Raw genomic sequence first — 17,273 nt, forward strand, 5'->3', positions numbered from 1 at the left:
ATGTCGGGGTAAACAAATGTCGGAAAAAAAATCAGAATCTTCTTACGAGGACAAACAGGACCATATCCCGTCTTGGACCACCCCTCCCATTGAGTGGTTTGCCAATGTTTATGCAGGCAGAGAATACAATATCGAATTTACGATCCCTGAATTTACGGCCGTTTGCCCAAAAACAGGACTTCCTGATTTTGGAACCATTTTCATCGAATACATCCCCAGAGAAAAATGTGCCGAACTAAAATCCCTCAAGGAATACATGATGTCCTACCGGAATGTAGGCATTTTTCATGAAAATGTGGTGAATAAAATCTTGGAAGATTTTGTGAAGGCTGTGGACCCCATTTATGTCAAAGTGATAGGCGATTATAATGTTCGAGGTGGTGTAAAAACCGTCGTAAAACGAGAGTACAAAGCATAAATGGAAAACTTAATTGGGTATGTAGCTGCTTTTTTGACTACGGTCTCTTTTTTACCACAAGTGCTTCGTGTTGTCATGACCAAACAAACTAGGGACATTAGCCGGAATATGTACATCATGTTCTTTTTCGGTGTGGTGTTATGGTTTGTTTATGGAATTTTAAAATCAGATTTTCCGATTATCCTCGCAAATGTTGTCACTTTATTTTTTGTAACAATCATTCTATACTATAAAATCAATGAAGGGAAAGAAACATGAGAAAGGCTTATGTAGACAAGGACAATTGTACTTCCTGTAACCAATGTGCAGATAATTTACCTAAGTATTTTATGATGGATGATGATGATTTGTCCCAAACCCATATTGGTGGAGAAACGATCAACGATGCGATGATCCCTGATGAAGACGAAAAAAAAGTCCAAAAGGAAATGGATGAATGCCCAGGGGAATGTATCCACTGGAAAAAACACTAACCAAATCACGTAACCATTTTTAAATTAGGGTTTTGTGGGAACACTTGGCCCTTTGGATTTCCTTTCTTTTAAACCTAACATTTCTTTTACGATAAAAAATACATCTTTTACAGAGTGAAACTGGTGTTTTTTTCCCGTTGGATCATAGACAAATCCAATGGTTTTCATTTCTGGATTCTCATTCCAATACCCATGTCCATGGATTTTACTAGTTGATGATTGGAACAGATCCCCTTTTCTTGTCCCACTAAAAAACAAGTTTTGTTTGGTTCGGAGGATTCCCAAAGCACGTGGATGGATTTGTGACCTCATTCTTTGCATGGTACTTTCGCTGATAGGAAATGTTTCGCTCTTAGGCAAACTTGCAAAATCCAACCATTCGGCACCTGGACAAGAGTTCGTAATTTCCGTCACAAGATTTGTGATGGTTTCATTTGGAAGATTTATATCTGCTCCTGGCAAAAGAATCGAGATTCCACCGGAACTTTTAAACGTCAGAGTGTAGGTGCCAGTTTCCTCATTGATGTATCCTTTTTGTTTTAAGAGAACATTGGGTGCACAGACTGACTCAGCGGAATGAAACCCATGGTCAGATACAATCACAATACTCGGACCGTTTTTGGTAAAAACACCTACACTTTCTAAGAAAGTAAAAATGGCTGTGTCAAGTTCTGCCAATCGTGCCAAGGCTCTTTCGGAACCGGGTCCAAAACCATGGTGCATGGTATCCAAATCAGTCGTATACACAAACATTAAATGTGGTTTTTTGGATTGGAAAAGCCAAGTAGCTGTTTTTAACTTCACTTCATCTTTTGCTACATCGTTTAACGGAGAACCAACGGCAACCTCGGCTTCCTTATGTAACCCCGATGTAGAAATTACACGGAGAAGTTTATCATCCTCAGGTATTTTTTTCCTCCAATACTGGGGAAGGTTCCAATTGATCTTTGCCCCAACGGTAACAGGCCAGAATACATTCGCAGTTGTTTTTTGATTTTGTTTTGCCAGATCCCAAAGAGTTGGAACTACAATGTCCTCTGCATACCACATCCATCCCCCATCATTTTTTTCAAAAGGATCAGACAATGTATTGTTCAAAATTCCATGTTCCCCTGGATCCTTCCCTGTCACCATTGAGGTATGCGCGGGATACGTGACAGAAGGATTGACTGTTTCTATTTCCGAAACTCCGTACTTTTGGAAAAGTTCGACTAAATGGGGAAAATAGGAATGGTATTTTGGATTTGTCAAATAATAAGAAGGAAACCCATCGATTGAAATCACAATCGTTTGGCGAACGGAACGGATTTGTCTGGCATTTGAATCTATTTTCTGATGTTTTTTCGGCCTTGCATCTAAAGAATTAACTTCACCTATACTGAAAAGTAGAAGAATCAAAAAAACTAAAATCAAACTATTCCTAAACGAATGTCTCAACACGAACTTCCAAACCAATGAATACAATCCATTGTTGTGATTCAAAAGTTTAGTAATTCGCATGATACGTGTTTAGCGAAAATGATTAATATTCTTGTTCTGAACGAGTGGAACCGAGAAGTTCATCTGGAATGTCCTCGATGCTGTCTCCAATTTGGATCGCGAGGCGATTTCCAACTCGTCCGGGAGTTGCTTTGAATTTACTCCGATCCCCAACTTTTACCATTAAATCAGTTTTGATAGGTGTGTTTTCGAGTTTGATCACATCACCCACATGTAGGTTCATGAGATCATTTAATGAAATGTCAACACTCCCTACTTCCGAAATCAGAGGGATTTTCACTTGGTCGAGTCGCTCTTGGATGACAGCGCGGTTTTCGTCTACTTCCCCTTTACGAATTGAGGAATACCAGTACTGGGCTGAAAGTTTATTGATGATGGGTTCAATCGTGATATAAGGAATACAAAGGTTTGTCATCCCTTCTACTTCCCCTACTTTTGTTTCGAGAGTAATTAATACCACCATGTCATTAGGAGGAACTACCTGTGCGAACTGTGGGTTTGTTTCGATGTTTCCAAGCCTTGGGCGTAAGTCAATTACCGTTGACCAAGACTCTCGTAAGTTTCCAAGGATCCTAACAATAATACCTTCCATAACCGATAACTCGATATCAGAAAGTTCCCGATTGACTTTAGAAGACTCACCCTTACCACCAAACAGACGATCAATGATTGTAAAGGAAATCGAAGGGTCAATTTCTAGGATGGCAGACCCTCGGAGTGGATCCATATTGATCACAGCAAGTGTAGTGGGATTCGGAATGGAACGAATGAATTCTTCGTATGTTAACTGGTCAACCGAAGCTACGTGGACAACAACTAAGGCACGTAACTGTGCAGAAAGACCTGTGGTTGCCAAACGGGCAAAGGTCTCATGCATCATCTGTAATGTACGAATCTGGTCTTTTGAAAATTTATCCGGACGTTTGAAGTCGTAAATTTTGACTTTTTTTTGTTCCCCAACAGATGAGTATTCATCTTCCGAAACTTCGCCGGAGGAGATGGCATTTAACAGGGCATCAATTTCATCTTGGGAAAGGATTTCCGTCATTTTTTTACCTTTACGAGTAAGTTTTTAATCTGCCAAAATCCAACACGGTTTCCTTCTTCTTGTCGCAAGGTGTATATATATTCGTACCTTGTTTTGAACCGACCCATCATTCTCTCTACATACACTTGCACACGAGCATCTCGTTTGGAAGGGAAGTCAACACTCATGACTTTAAAGTATTTTAACACACCTGATGGTGATTCCGTCAAATATTCTTTAAAATCTTCAATGATCGTTTCTCTCTCGCCAACACTCGCTTCTGCATATGCACTGCTATACCTGTCATACGCTAAGATGTATTCCGAAAAATCGATCCATTTAAAATGGTATTCCCAACGTTTTTTCATCTCAGCACCGAGGAATAAAAATATAATTTCTTCAGGAGAAAGGCCACCGTTTTCTGTGATTTGACGGTTTACCGATTCCTTTTTGATTTGTTTGGAATTTTGGAACAAAAATCCAACTGTATTTTGTGACCTTAAAAATGCGGATTTATCTTCCGTATAATTGGGATAAAAATACCCGGTGATGTAGAATTTTTGGTCAGGCAAAAATTGGTAGTACTCATCCAGATAAATGGTTTTGGAAAAGGACTCATTTCTGTGGAGACTAATCTCTTTATTTTCATCACCAACCAAGTTTACAATCGTAGTTCGTCTTTTTAAAATTGGGTCTGGAAAATCAGGGTCCTCAATCGGTGTGAGGATTCGATCGTTTTCATCCTTCACGATGATTTGGAAGGAATAACGAAAATCAAAGGATGGGAAAATCCTTACAACTTCCTTACCTGTATTTGTAACCGTAAAGGTAAGTGGAATTCTCTCCCCTGCTTCATAACTTCTTTTGGTGAGAGTCAAGCTTATCTTGGATTGGAGAGCGACAAAATTATCAACCCTTTCCCCCCTCGCATCTCTGTCAGGGAATGCAAAAAGGGTCTCGGAAACCAAGAATCCTAATAAAATGAAGGTTTGGAAAGAGCGCATTCACTATTCAATTTCGGCAAAGGAGGAATTTTCCGAAAGAAAATTTAGTGGATTTTCAACCCCCAAGGAGTGCTTAACTGGTTCCCATTTTTGCTTCATCTAGGATATAATCTGCGATTCGAATCAGACGGACCATGACGGAACCCAGTTTTTTGTATTGGTAATAGTTTTCCCTTTGTTTATCCAAATGAGGTTCGACAAGGGCAACCGTCTTTGAGGCCAATTTTAAGTTTTTGATTTCATTATCAGTCACTCCATAAAGATTTGCTTCCGAAACAAATCGATTGAGTTCTTTCACCAAACTTTCATCCGTTAAGTCTTGTATTTCAAAAACCTTTTCGATTTTTAAAATAAAATCAGTAAGTGTTCGTTTGATTTTTGCTTCTTCTTCTGTTGGTCTTTTTTTTGAAGTGATCTGGTTTAGGGATTCGTATTTTTCAAGAGCCGTTTCATATAAATGGTTCATCTTGGACTTTTGTCCTAAAATGAAACTGATAAAACTAAGCAAACCAACAAACGTATCTGGGTATTTATTGATCCCACCTATTTCGTCCAAGGCATTGGCAAAGGCTTCCTCATTATGAGGAACAGTCATAATAAATTTTAACACAGGTTCCACGGAAGAACCTGATGTATACTTTTGGATTACCTCTATGCCTTCTAAGTAGTTCATTGTCTTTTGTCTATGACGAGAACCTTACGAATTGTGGTTTGGAGATTCCCTTTTTCAATGATTCGATCCAGGACATCATAACCAGTGACCAAAAATCCAAACACCGTATGGAGTCCATTTAGGTGAGGAGTATCTACTTGGTTGATAAAAAACTGAGAACCGTTTGTATTGGGTCCCGCATTGGCCATAGCAAGTGCTCCCCGAGTTGCTTTTTTACTCGGTAACACTTCATTGAATCGATAGCCAACTCGGTATAAAACTTCTAACACAGGGAGTTCCATTGCTTCCTGGTATGCTTTTTCAACCTCAGTTCTTTTTTCTTCGAATTCTTGGCGTGATTTGATATTAAATTCGGACAACACTACCCTTTGTAATTGTGATTGGTATTCAGGTGCATCTTTGATTTTGAGTTTGTCTAACCCGAGAGCCTTCCCATTGATTTCATCTTCAAATTGAAATCCAGGTCCACCCGTTCCATCCCCTCTCGGGCATCCCCCTTGGGCCATAAAATTTTCGATCACTCGGTGGAACTTTAAACCATCGTAAAACGGGCGTCTTTCGGAACCTTTTTCCGTTTTAAAATCTTTTTCCCCTTGGGCAAGATCGATGAAATTTTGAACTGTTTTAGGAGCCGCTTGGTCGTAAAGCTCAATGACTAAGTCACCTTGTGTTGTTTGGACCACGGCGTAAATGGCAGGTTTTTCTGGAAGTTTAACGGTAGTTTGGTCGGCTCGTTTGACTAAAACTTTGGTTGGTGAGTATGCCAAAGGTTCGTATGTGATTTTTTTAAACGTCTGGTCACTACAAAAAGCAGTTTGGCTCATAAGTAGGAATAAAACGGAAAGGGATTTTAGATGAGAAATGGAAACTCGATTCATAATTATTTTTTACCTTTGGATTCTATCGCCTTTAATTTTTTGGTCAATTCGTTTAACTTGGCTTTGGCCTTTTTGATCTGTTCTTTTTGACGAGGGAGAGCTGTGCCTCCATAAACATCTTTTTTATCACAAGAGGTCTCAAGTGAAATGGCAGCTTCATAACCAGGGTCAGTGAGGACTGCATGGATTTGCCCCCTTTCCCCACTAGGGATTGTGAATAAATCCACTCCTTTTGCAGAACAATGTTTCACAAGTTCTCCCACAATCTCATGGGCAGAACGGAAAGGAATTCCCTTGCTACTCACAAGCCAATCAGCTAGGTCTGTGGCAGTGGCAAATCCATTCCGCAAACTCCGAGTGGCATTCTCAGGGAAAATTTGAATCCCTTCCACCATATCCCGAATCCCTTCCGTACAAATTTTGATTTGTTTAACGGTGTCAAAAAGAGGGAGTTTATCTTCTTGGAAGTCTCGGTTATAGGATAAGGGAGTTCCCTTTAACATAACCAATAGGTGGTTTAGATTACCGATCACTCGCCCTGCTTTCCCGCGAATGAGTTCTGCCACATCTGGATTCTTTTTCTGAGGCATAATCGATGAACCTGTCGTTAGGTGGTCAGGCAATTTAAAATAACTAAATTCTTGTGAAGTGTATAAAATGATTTCTTCACAGAACCGGGAAACATGGATCATAAATTGGGAAGAGGCAAATAAAAATTTAAAAATATGGTCTCTTTGGCTTACTGCATCCATTGAGTTCTCAGACAATCGGTTCAAATGTAAATCTTTTCTTAAAAATTCTCGATCGGTTTCATAATTGACTCCCGCCAAAGCACCTGAGCCTAACACGAGTTCATCTGCTCTTTCGTAAGCTGATAAAAAATCTTCGAAGTCTCGTACGTTGGCCCAAAAATGAGCTAAAAAATAATGAGAGGCTCGGATGGGTTGTGCAATCTGTAAATGAGTGTACCCAGGGATAATTGTTTTTACATGAGATTCTGCTTTTTTCACCCAAACTTGTAACAAATCGAATACGAGAACCAAAATGGATTGAATTTCTGATTTGATATACAAACGAACATCTTGTGACACTTGGTCATTACGACTTCTACCTGTATGGAGTTTTTTCCCCAAGTCTCCAAGAAGTTCCGTTAGGCGAGACTCAATGGACATATGAATGTCTTCATTTTCCATTTTAAATTCAAATTTACCTGAATCAATTTCCTTCAAGATTTGATTGAGTCCAGTTTCGATCTTTCTTTGTTCCGACTCGGTAAGGATTCCGATTCGTTTTAACATACGAGAATGGGATATGGAACCAACAATATCATGTTGGTAGAGTTCTTTATCAAAACTAATAGATTCACCAATTCGAATCATAAGAGAAGAAGGTGGGGCATCAAATCGACCACCCCATAATTTTTTTTCCTTCATTCGGATTCCTCACTGAATTGGTTTGCCCAGTTTTTTAAAACCTCTTTGTCTTTCTCGGATAATTTGGCACTTGGGTGCATCAATCGGTAATCGATAGGTGGCATTTCACCCTCATCCACTTGTTCCCAAACTTCATATATTTTTTTGTTTTGTTTTCGTTCTGGCAATTTCCCAAATTCAGAAAAATTCAATTCTTCTCTACCTTCGGTCACATGGTTTGAGACCAAATAGGAAACTGGAAACACATAGGAATAAAAAGGCCAAGTGGTTTCATTCGAATGGCAATCATAACAACTTCGTTTTAGAATTTGTTTCACTTCATCAGAAACAACAATTTCAGATGTCACTGGTGGATTTTCTCTGGGTACAGGAAACAGTTGGAAAAATAGGAAAACAGATAAAAGAAGGTACAATATTCGTTTCACACTAGACAGGTTCTTTGCCCTATCTCATGAATCAAAGTATTATTTTTCTTGCCATGAACTGATTGGAACTGTCTACTTCCTTAGAGGATCACACATTGGATTTGATTTTGGCAAACACAGCTTACTTATGGATTTTAATGGGAATCGTTCTCCTCTTTTCTGAATTCCTTTTGCCTGGAACCTTTGTGATGTTTTTAGGAGTTGGTGCCATTTTTACCGGGATCCTTTCCCGTTTGGTTCCCATGGAGTTTTATACCGAAGTCATTATTTGGGTGGTTTCTAGTTTGATTTCGATCCTGCTTGGAGGATCCCTCATTAAAAAGTTTTTTAAATCAGAATCAAGTGCGGATCCATTTATCCAAGATGATTATCTAAACCAAATTGTACCTGTTGAAACTGATATTTTAGTGAACCGCCATGGCGGAAAAATCCGTTTCCAAGGAACTGTTTGGGATGCAATTTCGAAAGATTCAAAAATTCCAAAGGGCGAATATGTAAAGATTCTCTCCCGTGAAAATTTGACTTTCACTGTCGAAAAAGTAGAATCATAAAGCCTACCGTTCATTTTTTTTAAGGGTATTCAAAAAAACCCTTTTCTCTTTCGAAAGTCCATGTACCGTCTCCAAGTCACAAAGGAGGAAACAATGGGCGCAACCGTCATCGTTGTCTTTTTGGTAGTAGTTTATATCATCAAAAAAACAATCATCATCGTACCAGAACAAAGTGTTTTTATTAAAGAAAGATTAGGTGTTTTGAATGGAGTTTTAAAATCGGGGTTTTATTTTATGATCCCATTTGTCGACCAAATTCGGTACAGACAAAACCTGAAAGAACAAACCATTGATATCGATCCACAAGTTTGTATCACAAAAGACAACGTCTCCGTAGAAGTGGATGGAGTTTTGTATTTAAAAGTCATCGATGGTGAAAAGGCTTCTTACGGAATTGATAACTTTATGTTAGCAACCACCCAACTTGCACAAACCACACTTCGCTCTGAAATTGGTAAGTTAATTTTTGATAACTTACTTTCCGAAAGAGATGAAATCAATGGTCGTGTTGTTTCTAATATTGATAGAGCCACAGACCCTTGGGGTATCAAAGTCACTCGTTATGAGATCCGAAATATCACTCCACCAAAACAAATTTTGATTGAGATGGAAAACCAAATGAAATCAGAACGGGAACGCCGAGCTGAGATTACCATTTCACAAGGAGAAAAAGAATCCCGAGTCAATCATTCCGTTGGAGAAAGACAGGAATCCATCAATATCTCCGAAGGGGAAAAAATTCGATTGGTGAATGAAGCTGACGGACGTGCACAGGAAATCACTCTCATCTCCAATGCAACTGCAAAAGGACTTCAACTCATCTCAGAAGCCATTAGTAAAAAAGGTGGAAAAGAAGCAGTGAGTTTGCAAATCACACAAGAGTATTTGGATGCCCTCGGTCATATCTTAAAAACATCCAAAACAACTGTGGTTCCCGAAACCTTGGCCAATATCGGTGGAGTCTTTGAAGGGCTTTCCAAAATCACAACCAAAATCCCACAGGTAGGAGAATAAGATGGAATTCGTTTATTTAGCATTTTGGGCCGTTGTTGCCATCTATCTGATTTATAAAATCTTCCGATGCATTCGTATCATTCCTGCACAAGATGTTCTCATCGTGGAAAGGCTTGGAAAGTATTCTCGTTCCTTACGAGCAGGGTTTCATATCCTCATCCCGTTCATTGACAGAGATGCGTATTACCACACTCTGAAAGAACAATCGATTGATGTCCAACCACAGATTTGTATCACACATGATAACGTACAAGTAAAAGTAGATGGTGTGATTTATTTAAAAATCATCGATCCAGTGCGTGCGTCTTATGGAATTGAAGACTTTCAATTTGCTGCCATCCAACTCGCACAAACAACAATGCGTTCTGTGATTGGAACCATGGAACTTGATAAAACCATCGGGGAAAAAGATTTAATTAACTCGACCATAGTTGCAGCGATTGACCAAGCATCAGAACCTTGGGGGATCAAAGTGAATCGATACGAAATCTTAAACATTGTTCCACCTAAATCTGTGTTAGATGCCATGGAGAAAGAGAAAAAAGCACAAATTGCAAAACGTTCCCAAGTGCTTTTGTCAGAAGGGGAAAGAGATGCTCGTATCAACCGTTCCCTTGGATTTAAAGAGGAAGCAGTGAACAAATCGGAAGGGGAAAAACAAAGAAGGATCAACTCAGCTGAAGGAAAGGCAACTGAGATTGAGGCTCTTGCTGTCGCTACAGCGAAAGGGATTGAAGCCATTGCCGGTGCCATTTCCGACCAAGGTGGTGCTTCGGCAATCAAACTGCAAATCACCAAAGCCTTTATCCAAAACTTCTTACACGTTGCAAAAGAAAGTACGGAAATTCTCATCCCAGCAGATGTGATGAATTTACCAACTCTCATTGCCAACTTAACAGAAGCCAAAAAACCAAAGGCATAATTATAGCGCCTAACTTAAGAAATCCGGTGGGTCATCCACCGGACTTTCAGAAAACAATCGAAAACTTGGTTTGGCCATGGCCTGTGCGGCAAGTGACACAAGTAAAGCTTCATTGTCATCAGGTCCAATTCGATTCGCATGGATCACTCCACACCCTTTACAACGGTGTAAAATCACCCATTCTCCCTTTCTTACCCAAATGGAAATTGCTTCCATTTTACTCCCACAGATTGCCGCTCTGTCACCAGGTGTGTTGTCCAAGTGAAGGCTAGTTAGGCAATTGGGACAATGGTTTCGCTGCTCGGTTCCAAACCCTGGAGGGAATACCATTTGTTTGCATTCCACACATCTGAATTCTTCCGTATCCGAACGAAACCGGTGAGATTTTTTTTTGACATGAGAAAATGAGGTTTCCTCGTCTTCGTCTTCAAAACGTTTTTTCTTAGAAATTTTTTGGAAATTCGTTTGGTCAATATTACGTGACATACCCAGTTTTTGCGGCAAAACAAAAAGGGACACCAAAACAGTGGATGAGAGGGAATAAACCGCCTGCGCAAAGATAGCCGCCTCCTAATGTAATTTAGGCGGGGTATCCATAACAAGATCACCGTTTTGGCGGTCTACACAATGGCTAGAGTTAACATAGATTTACAAACTGTTATGTTTTAGAATTTTCGTCAAGGAGAATCCTTTGTCAATTTTTTACAAAGGAAATAACAATTCTGGCCTTCTGGGTAATTGGGAATCATGCCTACTTCTTCATAACCGAGTTTGGTATAAAATTTGGGAGCTTGGAACCCAAAGGAATATCCGAATACTAAATTTGCTCCCAATCGTATGGCTTCCGATTCAATCTCTTGCAGGAGTTTAGTTCCTAAATCCTGTCCCCGTTTTTCTTCAGCAACCCAAAGTAATTGTAGATTTAATCCTTTGAAAAAGAGATAACAAAGAGAAGCTGCGATGAGTGTGTCCCCTTCTTTGACTAAAATGGCAAAAAATTCTTTTGAAGCAAGTGACTCATCCCCTAACTTGGAGATGCTGTAATCATGCAAACGTTTCCAAAGGTCTTCCTGTAAAGATTCAGAAGGATTGGTAATCCTTTCGATTTTGTATTCGAACTTATTTGTTTCCAAGTTTGAAACATCCTTCTTAATCTAAAATCAAGCCAATAGGTTTATAAAAAGGCAGGACCACCCAATCGTTCCATTGGATCCACAATTTGGGTAATTTGGATTCCATAATAATCATCAAGCACGATGAGTTTCCCTCGCCCTACAAGTTTTCCATTGGCAAGGATATCGAGTTCTTCTCCAATGTTTTTGTCGAGTTCAACAACAGTTCCTTCTGTGAGTTGTAATACATCTTTGATGAACATTGTGGTTCTACCAAGCTCAATGGTCAGTTGTAAGGTTACATCCAGAAGAAGGTTGAGGTTTGCAGTATTATTACCTGAGCTGGATTGGGCTTTTGACTGGGCCCTTGTAGGTGCTGGAGTTGCGCTTGGTCCAAGGGCAGCTGCAATGTCGGCAAAAGAAGGTCCATTGTCATCCCCTCCGCCACCTCCCACCAATGCATCCAGGTCGTCGAGTCCACCTCCACCTCCGCCAGAACCACCACCCGCAGGTGTGCTTCCGCCGCTAAATCCACCGAGTAGCGCGTCTATGTCTTCTTGTGATAGTGAACCTTCACCCATAATCCTACAACCTCTACAATGTATTCGTCGGAGGAAATCAAAATCCTTCCTTGAAAAAAAAGCCAATCTTCCCTATTTTGTTCCTTATGTCCAATTCCACCCCTGCCTTGGATTTTTTTAAGGCCAAAGACCTATTTGCCACTGAGCTAAAACAGGCAAATTACCAATTTGTACAAGAAAAAGAAGAAACCATCTTTCGGTTTCGCCAAAATGCAGTGGGAAAGGAAAAAATCCTAGATTGCCTAGGAATCGTTAGGAACTACATTGAAAATTTCCGCATTTATAATTTTGAAGAAGGATACTTAAGTTTACAGACATTAGGTGACAACTTATTCGAACCACAAAAAAATTTATCGGCGAGATTTCGCATTCGTTTTTCGTTTAAATCGGATCTCAAAGTGGAATGTTCGAAGTTAGGTGATTTATCCACAAAAGAAATACAAACCATCATCCATCTATTTCAATTTTTGAAATTGGAAGGAGGTACAACAAAAGATCCTAGGTCTATTTTGGAACCTCTCGGTGTGGAAGTGTATGACCCTATATTAGAAAAAGCAAAAGGGAATGATTTAGGTTTTGATTCAGTTTTTGGGTATGATTCTGTAAAAGAACAAATCTTGGAAAGTTTGGTTTTCCCGCTCAGGCAACCAGAACCTTTCCTTGAAATCACAAAACTCACACGAATGAAACCTACAGGAAACCTACCGAGAGCGGTTTTATTTGAAGGGGAACCTGGAGTCGGTAAAACCAGTATGGCAAAAATAGTTTCCCATCTTTGTGGTGTGCCCATGGTCTATGTTCCCATCGAATCCATATTGAGTAAGTACTATGGAGAATCCTCTCAAAACTTAGCGATGGTATTTGATGCATCCGCTTTGTTTCCAAAATGTATTTTGTTCTTAGATGAAATTGATTCCCTTGCGACTTCTCGAGAAGACGGACTTTTTGAAGCCACTAGGAATTTACTGAGTGTATTACTTAGAAAACTGGACGGTTTCGCAGAAAAAACAGGCACCATCACCATTGGGGCAACCAATCGAAAAGAAGACCTTGATTCTGCCCTTTTGTCCCGATTTGACAGAAAAATCAAATTTCCCCTACCCAACCGGGAGGAAAGGACCAAAATCCTCGAAGGATATGCCAAACAATTGGACAAAAAGGAAAGGGAACAGATTGCAGATTTGTTAACAGGTGCTTCCGGGAGGAATTTGAAAGACTTCTGCGATTATGTGGAAAGGCGTTGGATCACCAAAAATTGGAAACAATTGGAACAGTTGACCGCCCCAGGTTTGCCATTTTATTTGGAATCCTTTCCAGATTTTGGATGGAAACTCTAAAAAGAGAGAGATTCGGCTTCAATCTTATTCAGGATTTTACCGATACTATTTACAGGATATTTGTTTACGCCCATGGGACGTTCCTTGGTATCCTCAAATTAACCTTTTAGGAAGATTCGGACATGAAAATAAAATTAATTCTCCCCATTTTACTACTTAGCATTGGGGTTTTCGCTCAAACTGGTAGCTCAGAAACAGGCTCTACTTCTGCAGGAATCGATCCTTCTCAATCAGGGAAATCGATGGCTGATACAGAAAAAGAACTCGATGATAATATCTCTGAAGTGAACAAACGCCTTCGCCTTCATACTGTTCTTTTCAAAATGAAAGTAAGAACTCTTCCACACAAAACTGTATTGTACAAAGGAAAACCAAGTGCAGACGGAGAACGTTGTGAAGTAGCTGATAAACAAGAAGCTCAAGATAACACTTGTTTGCACCTTGAAGTATTTGATTTTGTTGGAAGTGAAGATGGAAAATCTTCTAAAAACTTAGGTGCAAAATTCAAAAAAATGGAACTCTTTTTTGAAGGATCTAACAACGCAGATCCAGATCCAAGAAAAGAACAACCACGTAACCTTACAAAGGTGAGAACTTACATTTACCAAAACAATTTTGTTTTAGAAGATAAGATAATTTCTGTGATTGCTGACGTTGCTCCTAATGGTGATCCAGCACATAATGATAAAATTGAATTGTTTTACCAACACGATGATTATCCAGTTTGGGGAACTCCAGAAACACCTTCTGAAAAAGGAGTTGGTAAATACATTCTTTCTAACGTGGAAAACACAAAATCAAACCCAATCCGAAATAACTTTAAAAAACAATTTTATTTCAAAAACCTAGATTATTTTGATAAACTATTCACAAAAATCTTTGATTATAATGATCGTGATTCAAACAAACATTATAAGAAAAACGTGGAAGCATTGAAAAGTTCTTTGAAATACTAAGAACATACAGGTTCTTAATTGAATCGCGTAAAACAATGTCCGAATTGTTCCACGATGTTACGGTTCCCTGTTACGCAGGGAACCATTTTGGTTCAATGTCCCGTCTGCTCTCACCGATTTACATTTGATCCTGAAATCGAATTAGAAGATAGTTTCAGCGTAAGTGAAGTCGAAATTCCCTCTTTTCAATTTAAACCAACATTCCAGAATTATAAAGATCTGATTTTTGATTTACTATATGCACCGATTGATTATCTAAAATCAAAACGTGGGAATCAGAAAAAAGAATTTCCATGGATACCAATTCTCCTTTTTTCCATTCTGTTTTTGTATGTATGGAAATGGTCCAATTCAGAAGCTAATCTGGAAAGAAAAAGCAATCAACAAGAACCATTTTTCCAAGAAGAATCACCAAAAGATTTCTCTCCTGATTTTGAAGGACCACCTGTCGAATCTGAGGAAGAAGAAATATTACCTTCAGAACCCAAAAAACCAAGTATCGAGATTTAAATTTTGAATTGGATACTGATTCAAAAGGGAGAAATACATTTTGATGAATCAGTCACCCTAACAGACGATCGCCATATCCATATCAGAACTATCTTAAAAAAAAGGCCTGATGATGAGGTACAGGTTGTGATTCAAAATGAAGGGAATTTTATGTTCCGAGTCCTTCAAATCACGGAAACCGAATCAATCCTTATCAAAAAAGAATCCCTTTCGCTAATATTAAACCCTTTACCGATTCACTGTTTTTTTTCGTTACCTAGACCACAGACCGCGAAAAAAATCCTTCACCTAGCGGGCGCATACGGAATTAACTCACTTCATTTTTTTGCAACGGAAACAAAAAACAAAGAATATTGGACTTCGCCTGTTTACACAAAGGATTGGAACCAGTGGGTTCATACAGGTATGAGCCAAACTGGCAATGTACATTTCCCAATGGTTCAGTTTGGACAAAAGAAAAATTGGAAAGAGTTTCTAGAAACTTGGGAAGGAAACGTCATTGTGTTGGATCGAATGGGTGAATTTGATCTCAAAACCTACAAGGAACCATTAGATCAAAGGCAAAACACTCTCTTTGTTTTTGGTCCAGAATCGGGTTGGAATGAAAACGATATGAAATATTTTGACCAGTTAACATTTAAAACAATCACTTTAGGGAATATCAATCTACGAACAGAATTTGCATTCTCTTCTTTATTGTATCTTTTGTTTAGAAACTAATTCCACCAGATACAAGAAAACGAATCTCATCGATACTCAGGAAAGTTTTCTCACTCGAGTCCAGATAATACTTACGATAATTTTGAAGCCTTAGGACAATGGGACCAAATGCTTTAGAGATTTCAGCTGCAGCTTGTGTATTATTATCCATTTCAAACGCTTTCCCTTGCGAATCAAACCCCTTCTTTGTATAGTAAAAAGACATGAGAAAGGAAGAACCTAGTGGTATATAGGCTGCAGCAAACACACGTTTGTTTCCTTTGATTCCATAATCTTCCACAGCAAATTCAAATCCAAGATGATAAAAATTTACATAAATTGTATGATAATAACCAGTAACCTTTGCATTGGATTGGTTTTCTAAATATTCATATTTAGGTCGGATAGGAGCAGATACTGGAAATTTTTGAAATCGTTCCACTTCATAAAAACTATCAAAGTACATGGGAGCATAATTGGCAGTCATTTGGCGAAACTCAGGTTTCAAAATGACATTCAGATCCTTTGTCCCCAATCGAAAGATAGAACCATAATGGGCACCTTGTGCACCATCCAATCCTTTGATTTTATTAAAATCTACATAAGGTGTAAATTCAACGAACGGTAGATTCAGCAATCTATATTCAATGTCCATTCCCTCAATGGAAGCTCTCGTAACTTCTGTTGTTTTTGGGTTGTCTAATTTTTTTTCCGTAACAGGCGAACCATTTGTGTTGTAAGCCATTTGAACAGGTGCTTGCCTATCCCAAGCTTGTGTATAACCGATAGTCAATCGGTTATACCATGGGTCATTGTCTACAAGTTCCATACGTGAATCTTTACTGACTGGACGGATTTCTTTTTTGCGAAGTTCTTCTGCCTTTTTCTTTTGAATTTCTTCAGCACCAGCTTCTTCTTCTACACTGAGTCGCCCCGATTCATCCAGAACATTTCCTCTTAAGTCCATTAGATAAACTAGATCTGCTGATTTATCAAATAAAGAATAGAGTGATCTTCCAATCGCAAGTGGTTTGATATATACCCTTGCGGCATTCACTTCAAAATTTACAACGGAATTTGCGAAATATTGAACACCACCATAATCAGTATTCAAATCTGCCATCACACCAGGGTTATAGGAATCAAAACGAGAAGAACTTTGGTATTTGTTAACAATCGTTCCATGTCCGATATAACCATCTACCATCTTTCCCGTATAAGCAGAATATGTTACCTTTCCTGGAACTTGTTGGTTATATGTTCCATACGATATATAATTGAGAACCCTAGCATAATCGTTACGGCTATTGTAATCCATTTCACGAATTTTACCAGTTTTACTCTCTAACTGAAGAGGTTCTTTATCAACTGCGAGAACATTGATGGGAAGTGAAAAGGAATAACCAAATTGGCTACCATGATTGAATGTAAAATTAGGAGAGATGTATCCGTAATAATCTTTCTGAAAACTAGATCCACCAGCATCAAATTGGACAGCAGAGGCTCTTCTTCCCTCTGTACCAGTGGGAACCCACACTTGGGCGATGAGAGTCTGTGTTACAAGAATTTGCGTAACCAGTCCTAAACAAAGATAACGACACAACTTACCCACGATACGTTCATTATCGTATGATCTCCTATCGAAAATAAGAAATAATCTCTGCTGGCAGAATCCAATAAAACAGAAATAAATTCTATTTTATTGGAGATTTTATTGACAAATGAGAATGCACGAGAAAACTAGGCGATACCATCGGGGG

At 39.0% G+C, this 17,273-nt stretch carries 21 protein-coding genes; 10 read left to right on the forward strand and 11 right to left on the reverse strand.

Annotated elements, in window-relative coordinates; translation table 11 throughout:
• The first annotated feature begins 16 nt into the window (after window positions 1-16).
• The 3 genes from queF to ND855_RS08625 are packed head-to-tail and all read left to right on the forward strand — an operon-like array spanning window position 17 to window position 891.
• Window positions 17-418 carry a preQ(1) synthase gene (queF, locus tag ND855_RS08615; protein WP_265358008.1) on the forward strand — a complete coding sequence of 134 codons (402 nt, stop codon included), beginning with the start codon at window positions 17-19 and terminating at the stop codon, window positions 416-418.
• Complete coding sequence (locus ND855_RS08620) at window positions 419-676, forward strand: SemiSWEET transporter (RefSeq protein ID WP_135682713.1); 258 nt, start codon at window positions 419-421, stop codon at window positions 674-676. It begins immediately after the preceding gene.
• Entirely contained in the window at window positions 673-891 is a 219-nt protein-coding gene (locus ND855_RS08625; protein ID WP_100717092.1) for a ferredoxin, read from the forward strand. Before ND855_RS08620 ends, ND855_RS08625 begins: the two co-directional genes overlap by 4 nt.
• Before the next feature lie 24 nt (window positions 892-915).
• Here the strand turns inward: ND855_RS08625 and ND855_RS08630 are convergent, their stop codons facing one another.
• The 7 genes from ND855_RS08630 to ND855_RS08660 all read right to left on the reverse strand — a co-directional run bounded on the left by ND855_RS08630 (window position 916) and on the right by ND855_RS08660 (window position 7,831).
• Entirely contained in the window at window positions 916-2,304 is a 1,389-nt protein-coding gene (locus ND855_RS08630; protein ID WP_265358009.1) for an alkaline phosphatase family protein, read from the reverse strand.
• Window positions 2,305-2,413: 109 nt separating this feature from the next.
• Window positions 2,414-3,439 (reverse strand): flagellar motor switch protein FliM, encoded by a 1,026-nt coding sequence (fliM, locus tag ND855_RS08635; protein WP_002974265.1) that lies wholly within the window; start codon window positions 3,437-3,439, stop codon window positions 2,414-2,416.
• On the reverse strand, window positions 3,436-4,422 hold the full coding sequence (locus ND855_RS08640; RefSeq protein WP_322113532.1) for a hypothetical protein: 987 nt from the start codon (window positions 4,420-4,422) through the stop codon (window positions 3,436-3,438). Before ND855_RS08640 ends, fliM begins: the two co-directional genes overlap by 4 nt.
• A gap of 73 nt (window positions 4,423-4,495) precedes the next feature.
• Window positions 4,496-5,095 (reverse strand): hypothetical protein, encoded by a 600-nt coding sequence (locus ND855_RS08645; protein ID WP_265358011.1) that lies wholly within the window; start codon window positions 5,093-5,095, stop codon window positions 4,496-4,498.
• Window positions 5,092-5,919 carry a peptidylprolyl isomerase gene (locus ND855_RS08650; RefSeq protein ID WP_265359366.1) on the reverse strand — a complete coding sequence of 276 codons (828 nt, stop codon included), beginning with the start codon at window positions 5,917-5,919 and terminating at the stop codon, window positions 5,092-5,094. Before ND855_RS08650 ends, ND855_RS08645 begins: the two co-directional genes overlap by 4 nt.
• 56 nt (window positions 5,920-5,975) lie before the next feature.
• Window positions 5,976-7,406, reverse strand: coding sequence for an argininosuccinate lyase (gene argH, locus ND855_RS08655; protein ID WP_265358012.1), 1,431 nt, complete (start codon window positions 7,404-7,406; stop codon window positions 5,976-5,978).
• Window positions 7,403-7,831, reverse strand: a complete 429-nt coding sequence (locus ND855_RS08660; RefSeq protein WP_265358013.1) for a heme-binding domain-containing protein — start codon at window positions 7,829-7,831, stop codon at window positions 7,403-7,405. The genes argH and ND855_RS08660 overlap by 4 nt, the downstream gene beginning before the upstream one ends.
• A gap of 95 nt (window positions 7,832-7,926) precedes the next feature.
• Between ND855_RS08660 and ND855_RS08665 the strand changes: the two genes are divergently transcribed.
• The 3 genes from ND855_RS08665 (at window position 7,927) to ND855_RS08675 (ending at window position 10,318) form a co-directional block, all read left to right on the forward strand.
• Window positions 7,927-8,382, forward strand: coding sequence for an NfeD family protein (locus ND855_RS08665; RefSeq protein WP_265358014.1), 456 nt, complete (start codon window positions 7,927-7,929; stop codon window positions 8,380-8,382).
• A 93-nt stretch (window positions 8,383-8,475) separates the two neighbouring features.
• Window positions 8,476-9,396, forward strand: a complete 921-nt coding sequence (locus ND855_RS08670; protein WP_100726922.1) for an SPFH domain-containing protein — start codon at window positions 8,476-8,478, stop codon at window positions 9,394-9,396.
• Between the two features lies 1 nt (window position 9,397).
• Window positions 9,398-10,318 carry an SPFH domain-containing protein gene (locus ND855_RS08675; protein WP_100726697.1) on the forward strand — a complete coding sequence of 307 codons (921 nt, stop codon included), beginning with the start codon at window positions 9,398-9,400 and terminating at the stop codon, window positions 10,316-10,318.
• Between the two features lie 9 nt (window positions 10,319-10,327).
• Here ND855_RS08675 and ND855_RS08680 read toward each other — a convergent pair whose 3' ends face one another.
• The 3 genes from ND855_RS08680 to fliN form a co-directional block, all read right to left on the reverse strand.
• Window positions 10,328-10,804, reverse strand: a complete 477-nt coding sequence (locus ND855_RS08680; RefSeq protein WP_265358015.1) for an RNHCP domain-containing protein — start codon at window positions 10,802-10,804, stop codon at window positions 10,328-10,330.
• A 191-nt stretch (window positions 10,805-10,995) separates the two neighbouring features.
• A complete protein-coding gene (locus ND855_RS08685) occupies window positions 10,996-11,451 on the reverse strand; it encodes a GNAT family N-acetyltransferase (protein ID WP_265358016.1) in 456 nt (151 codons plus the stop codon).
• Between the two features lie 41 nt (window positions 11,452-11,492).
• Window positions 11,493-12,011 (reverse strand): flagellar motor switch protein FliN, encoded by a 519-nt coding sequence (gene fliN / locus ND855_RS08690; RefSeq protein WP_265358017.1) that lies wholly within the window; start codon window positions 12,009-12,011, stop codon window positions 11,493-11,495.
• 86 nt (window positions 12,012-12,097) lie between these two features.
• On the opposite strand from fliN, the gene ND855_RS08695 reads away from it, so the two are divergent.
• The 4 genes from ND855_RS08695 to ND855_RS08710 all read left to right on the forward strand — a co-directional run bounded on the left by ND855_RS08695 (window position 12,098) and on the right by ND855_RS08710 (window position 15,534).
• Window positions 12,098-13,348, forward strand: a complete 1,251-nt coding sequence (locus ND855_RS08695) for an AAA family ATPase (protein WP_407658744.1) — start codon at window positions 12,098-12,100, stop codon at window positions 13,346-13,348.
• Between the two features lie 122 nt (window positions 13,349-13,470).
• Window positions 13,471-14,304 (forward strand): flagellar-coiling protein FcpB, encoded by an 834-nt coding sequence (fcpB, locus tag ND855_RS08700; protein WP_265358019.1) that lies wholly within the window; start codon window positions 13,471-13,473, stop codon window positions 14,302-14,304.
• Between the two features lie 87 nt (window positions 14,305-14,391).
• A complete protein-coding gene (locus ND855_RS08705) occupies window positions 14,392-14,814 on the forward strand; it encodes a hypothetical protein (RefSeq protein ID WP_265358020.1) in 423 nt (140 codons plus the stop codon).
• A gap of 3 nt (window positions 14,815-14,817) precedes the next feature.
• Window positions 14,818-15,534, forward strand: a complete 717-nt coding sequence (locus tag ND855_RS08710; protein ID WP_265358021.1) for an RsmE family RNA methyltransferase — start codon at window positions 14,818-14,820, stop codon at window positions 15,532-15,534.
• On the opposite strand, the gene ND855_RS08715 is transcribed toward ND855_RS08710, so the two are convergent.
• Window positions 15,524-17,092: a hypothetical protein gene (locus ND855_RS08715; protein ID WP_407658745.1), complete on the reverse strand. Its 1,569-nt coding sequence runs from the start codon at window positions 17,090-17,092 to the stop codon at window positions 15,524-15,526. The two genes, ND855_RS08710 and ND855_RS08715, sit on opposite strands and share 11 nt — an antisense overlap.
• Between the last annotated feature and the right edge of the window lie 181 nt (window positions 17,093-17,273).

This window comes from Leptospira paudalimensis, assembly GCF_026151345.1.
Lineage (GTDB): Bacteria > Spirochaetota > Leptospiria > Leptospirales > Leptospiraceae > Leptospira_A > Leptospira_A paudalimensis.

Excerpts from the sequence above, each read along its gene's own strand:
- queF (WP_265358008.1), top strand. The coding sequence starts at position 17 with ATGTCGGAAAAAAAATCAGAATCTTCTTACGAGGACAAACAGGACCAT.
- ND855_RS08620 (WP_135682713.1), top strand. The coding sequence starts at position 419 with ATGGAAAACTTAATTGGGTATGTAGCTGCTTTTTTGACTACGGTCTCT.
- ND855_RS08625 (WP_100717092.1), top strand. The coding sequence starts at position 673 with ATGAGAAAGGCTTATGTAGACAAGGACAATTGTACTTCCTGTAACCAA.
- fliM (WP_002974265.1), bottom strand. The coding sequence starts at position 3,439 with ATGACGGAAATCCTTTCCCAAGATGAAATTGATGCCCTGTTAAATGCC.
- ND855_RS08640 (WP_322113532.1), bottom strand. The coding sequence starts at position 4,422 with ATGCGCTCTTTCCAAACCTTCATTTTATTAGGATTCTTGGTTTCCGAG.
- ND855_RS08645 (WP_265358011.1), bottom strand. The coding sequence starts at position 5,095 with ATGAACTACTTAGAAGGCATAGAGGTAATCCAAAAGTATACATCAGGT.
- ND855_RS08650 (WP_265359366.1), bottom strand. The coding sequence starts at position 5,919 with ATGAGCCAAACTGCTTTTTGTAGTGACCAGACGTTTAAAAAAATCACA.
- argH (WP_265358012.1), bottom strand. The coding sequence starts at position 7,406 with ATGAAGGAAAAAAAATTATGGGGTGGTCGATTTGATGCCCCACCTTCT.
- ND855_RS08670 (WP_100726922.1), top strand. The coding sequence starts at position 8,476 with ATGGGCGCAACCGTCATCGTTGTCTTTTTGGTAGTAGTTTATATCATC.
- ND855_RS08675 (WP_100726697.1), top strand. The coding sequence starts at position 9,398 with ATGGAATTCGTTTATTTAGCATTTTGGGCCGTTGTTGCCATCTATCTG.
- ND855_RS08680 (WP_265358015.1), bottom strand. The coding sequence starts at position 10,804 with ATGTCACGTAATATTGACCAAACGAATTTCCAAAAAATTTCTAAGAAA.
- fliN (WP_265358017.1), bottom strand. The coding sequence starts at position 12,011 with ATGGGTGAAGGTTCACTATCACAAGAAGACATAGACGCGCTACTCGGT.
- ND855_RS08695 (WP_407658744.1), top strand. The coding sequence starts at position 12,098 with ATGTCCAATTCCACCCCTGCCTTGGATTTTTTTAAGGCCAAAGACCTA.
- fcpB (WP_265358019.1), top strand. The coding sequence starts at position 13,471 with ATGAAAATAAAATTAATTCTCCCCATTTTACTACTTAGCATTGGGGTT.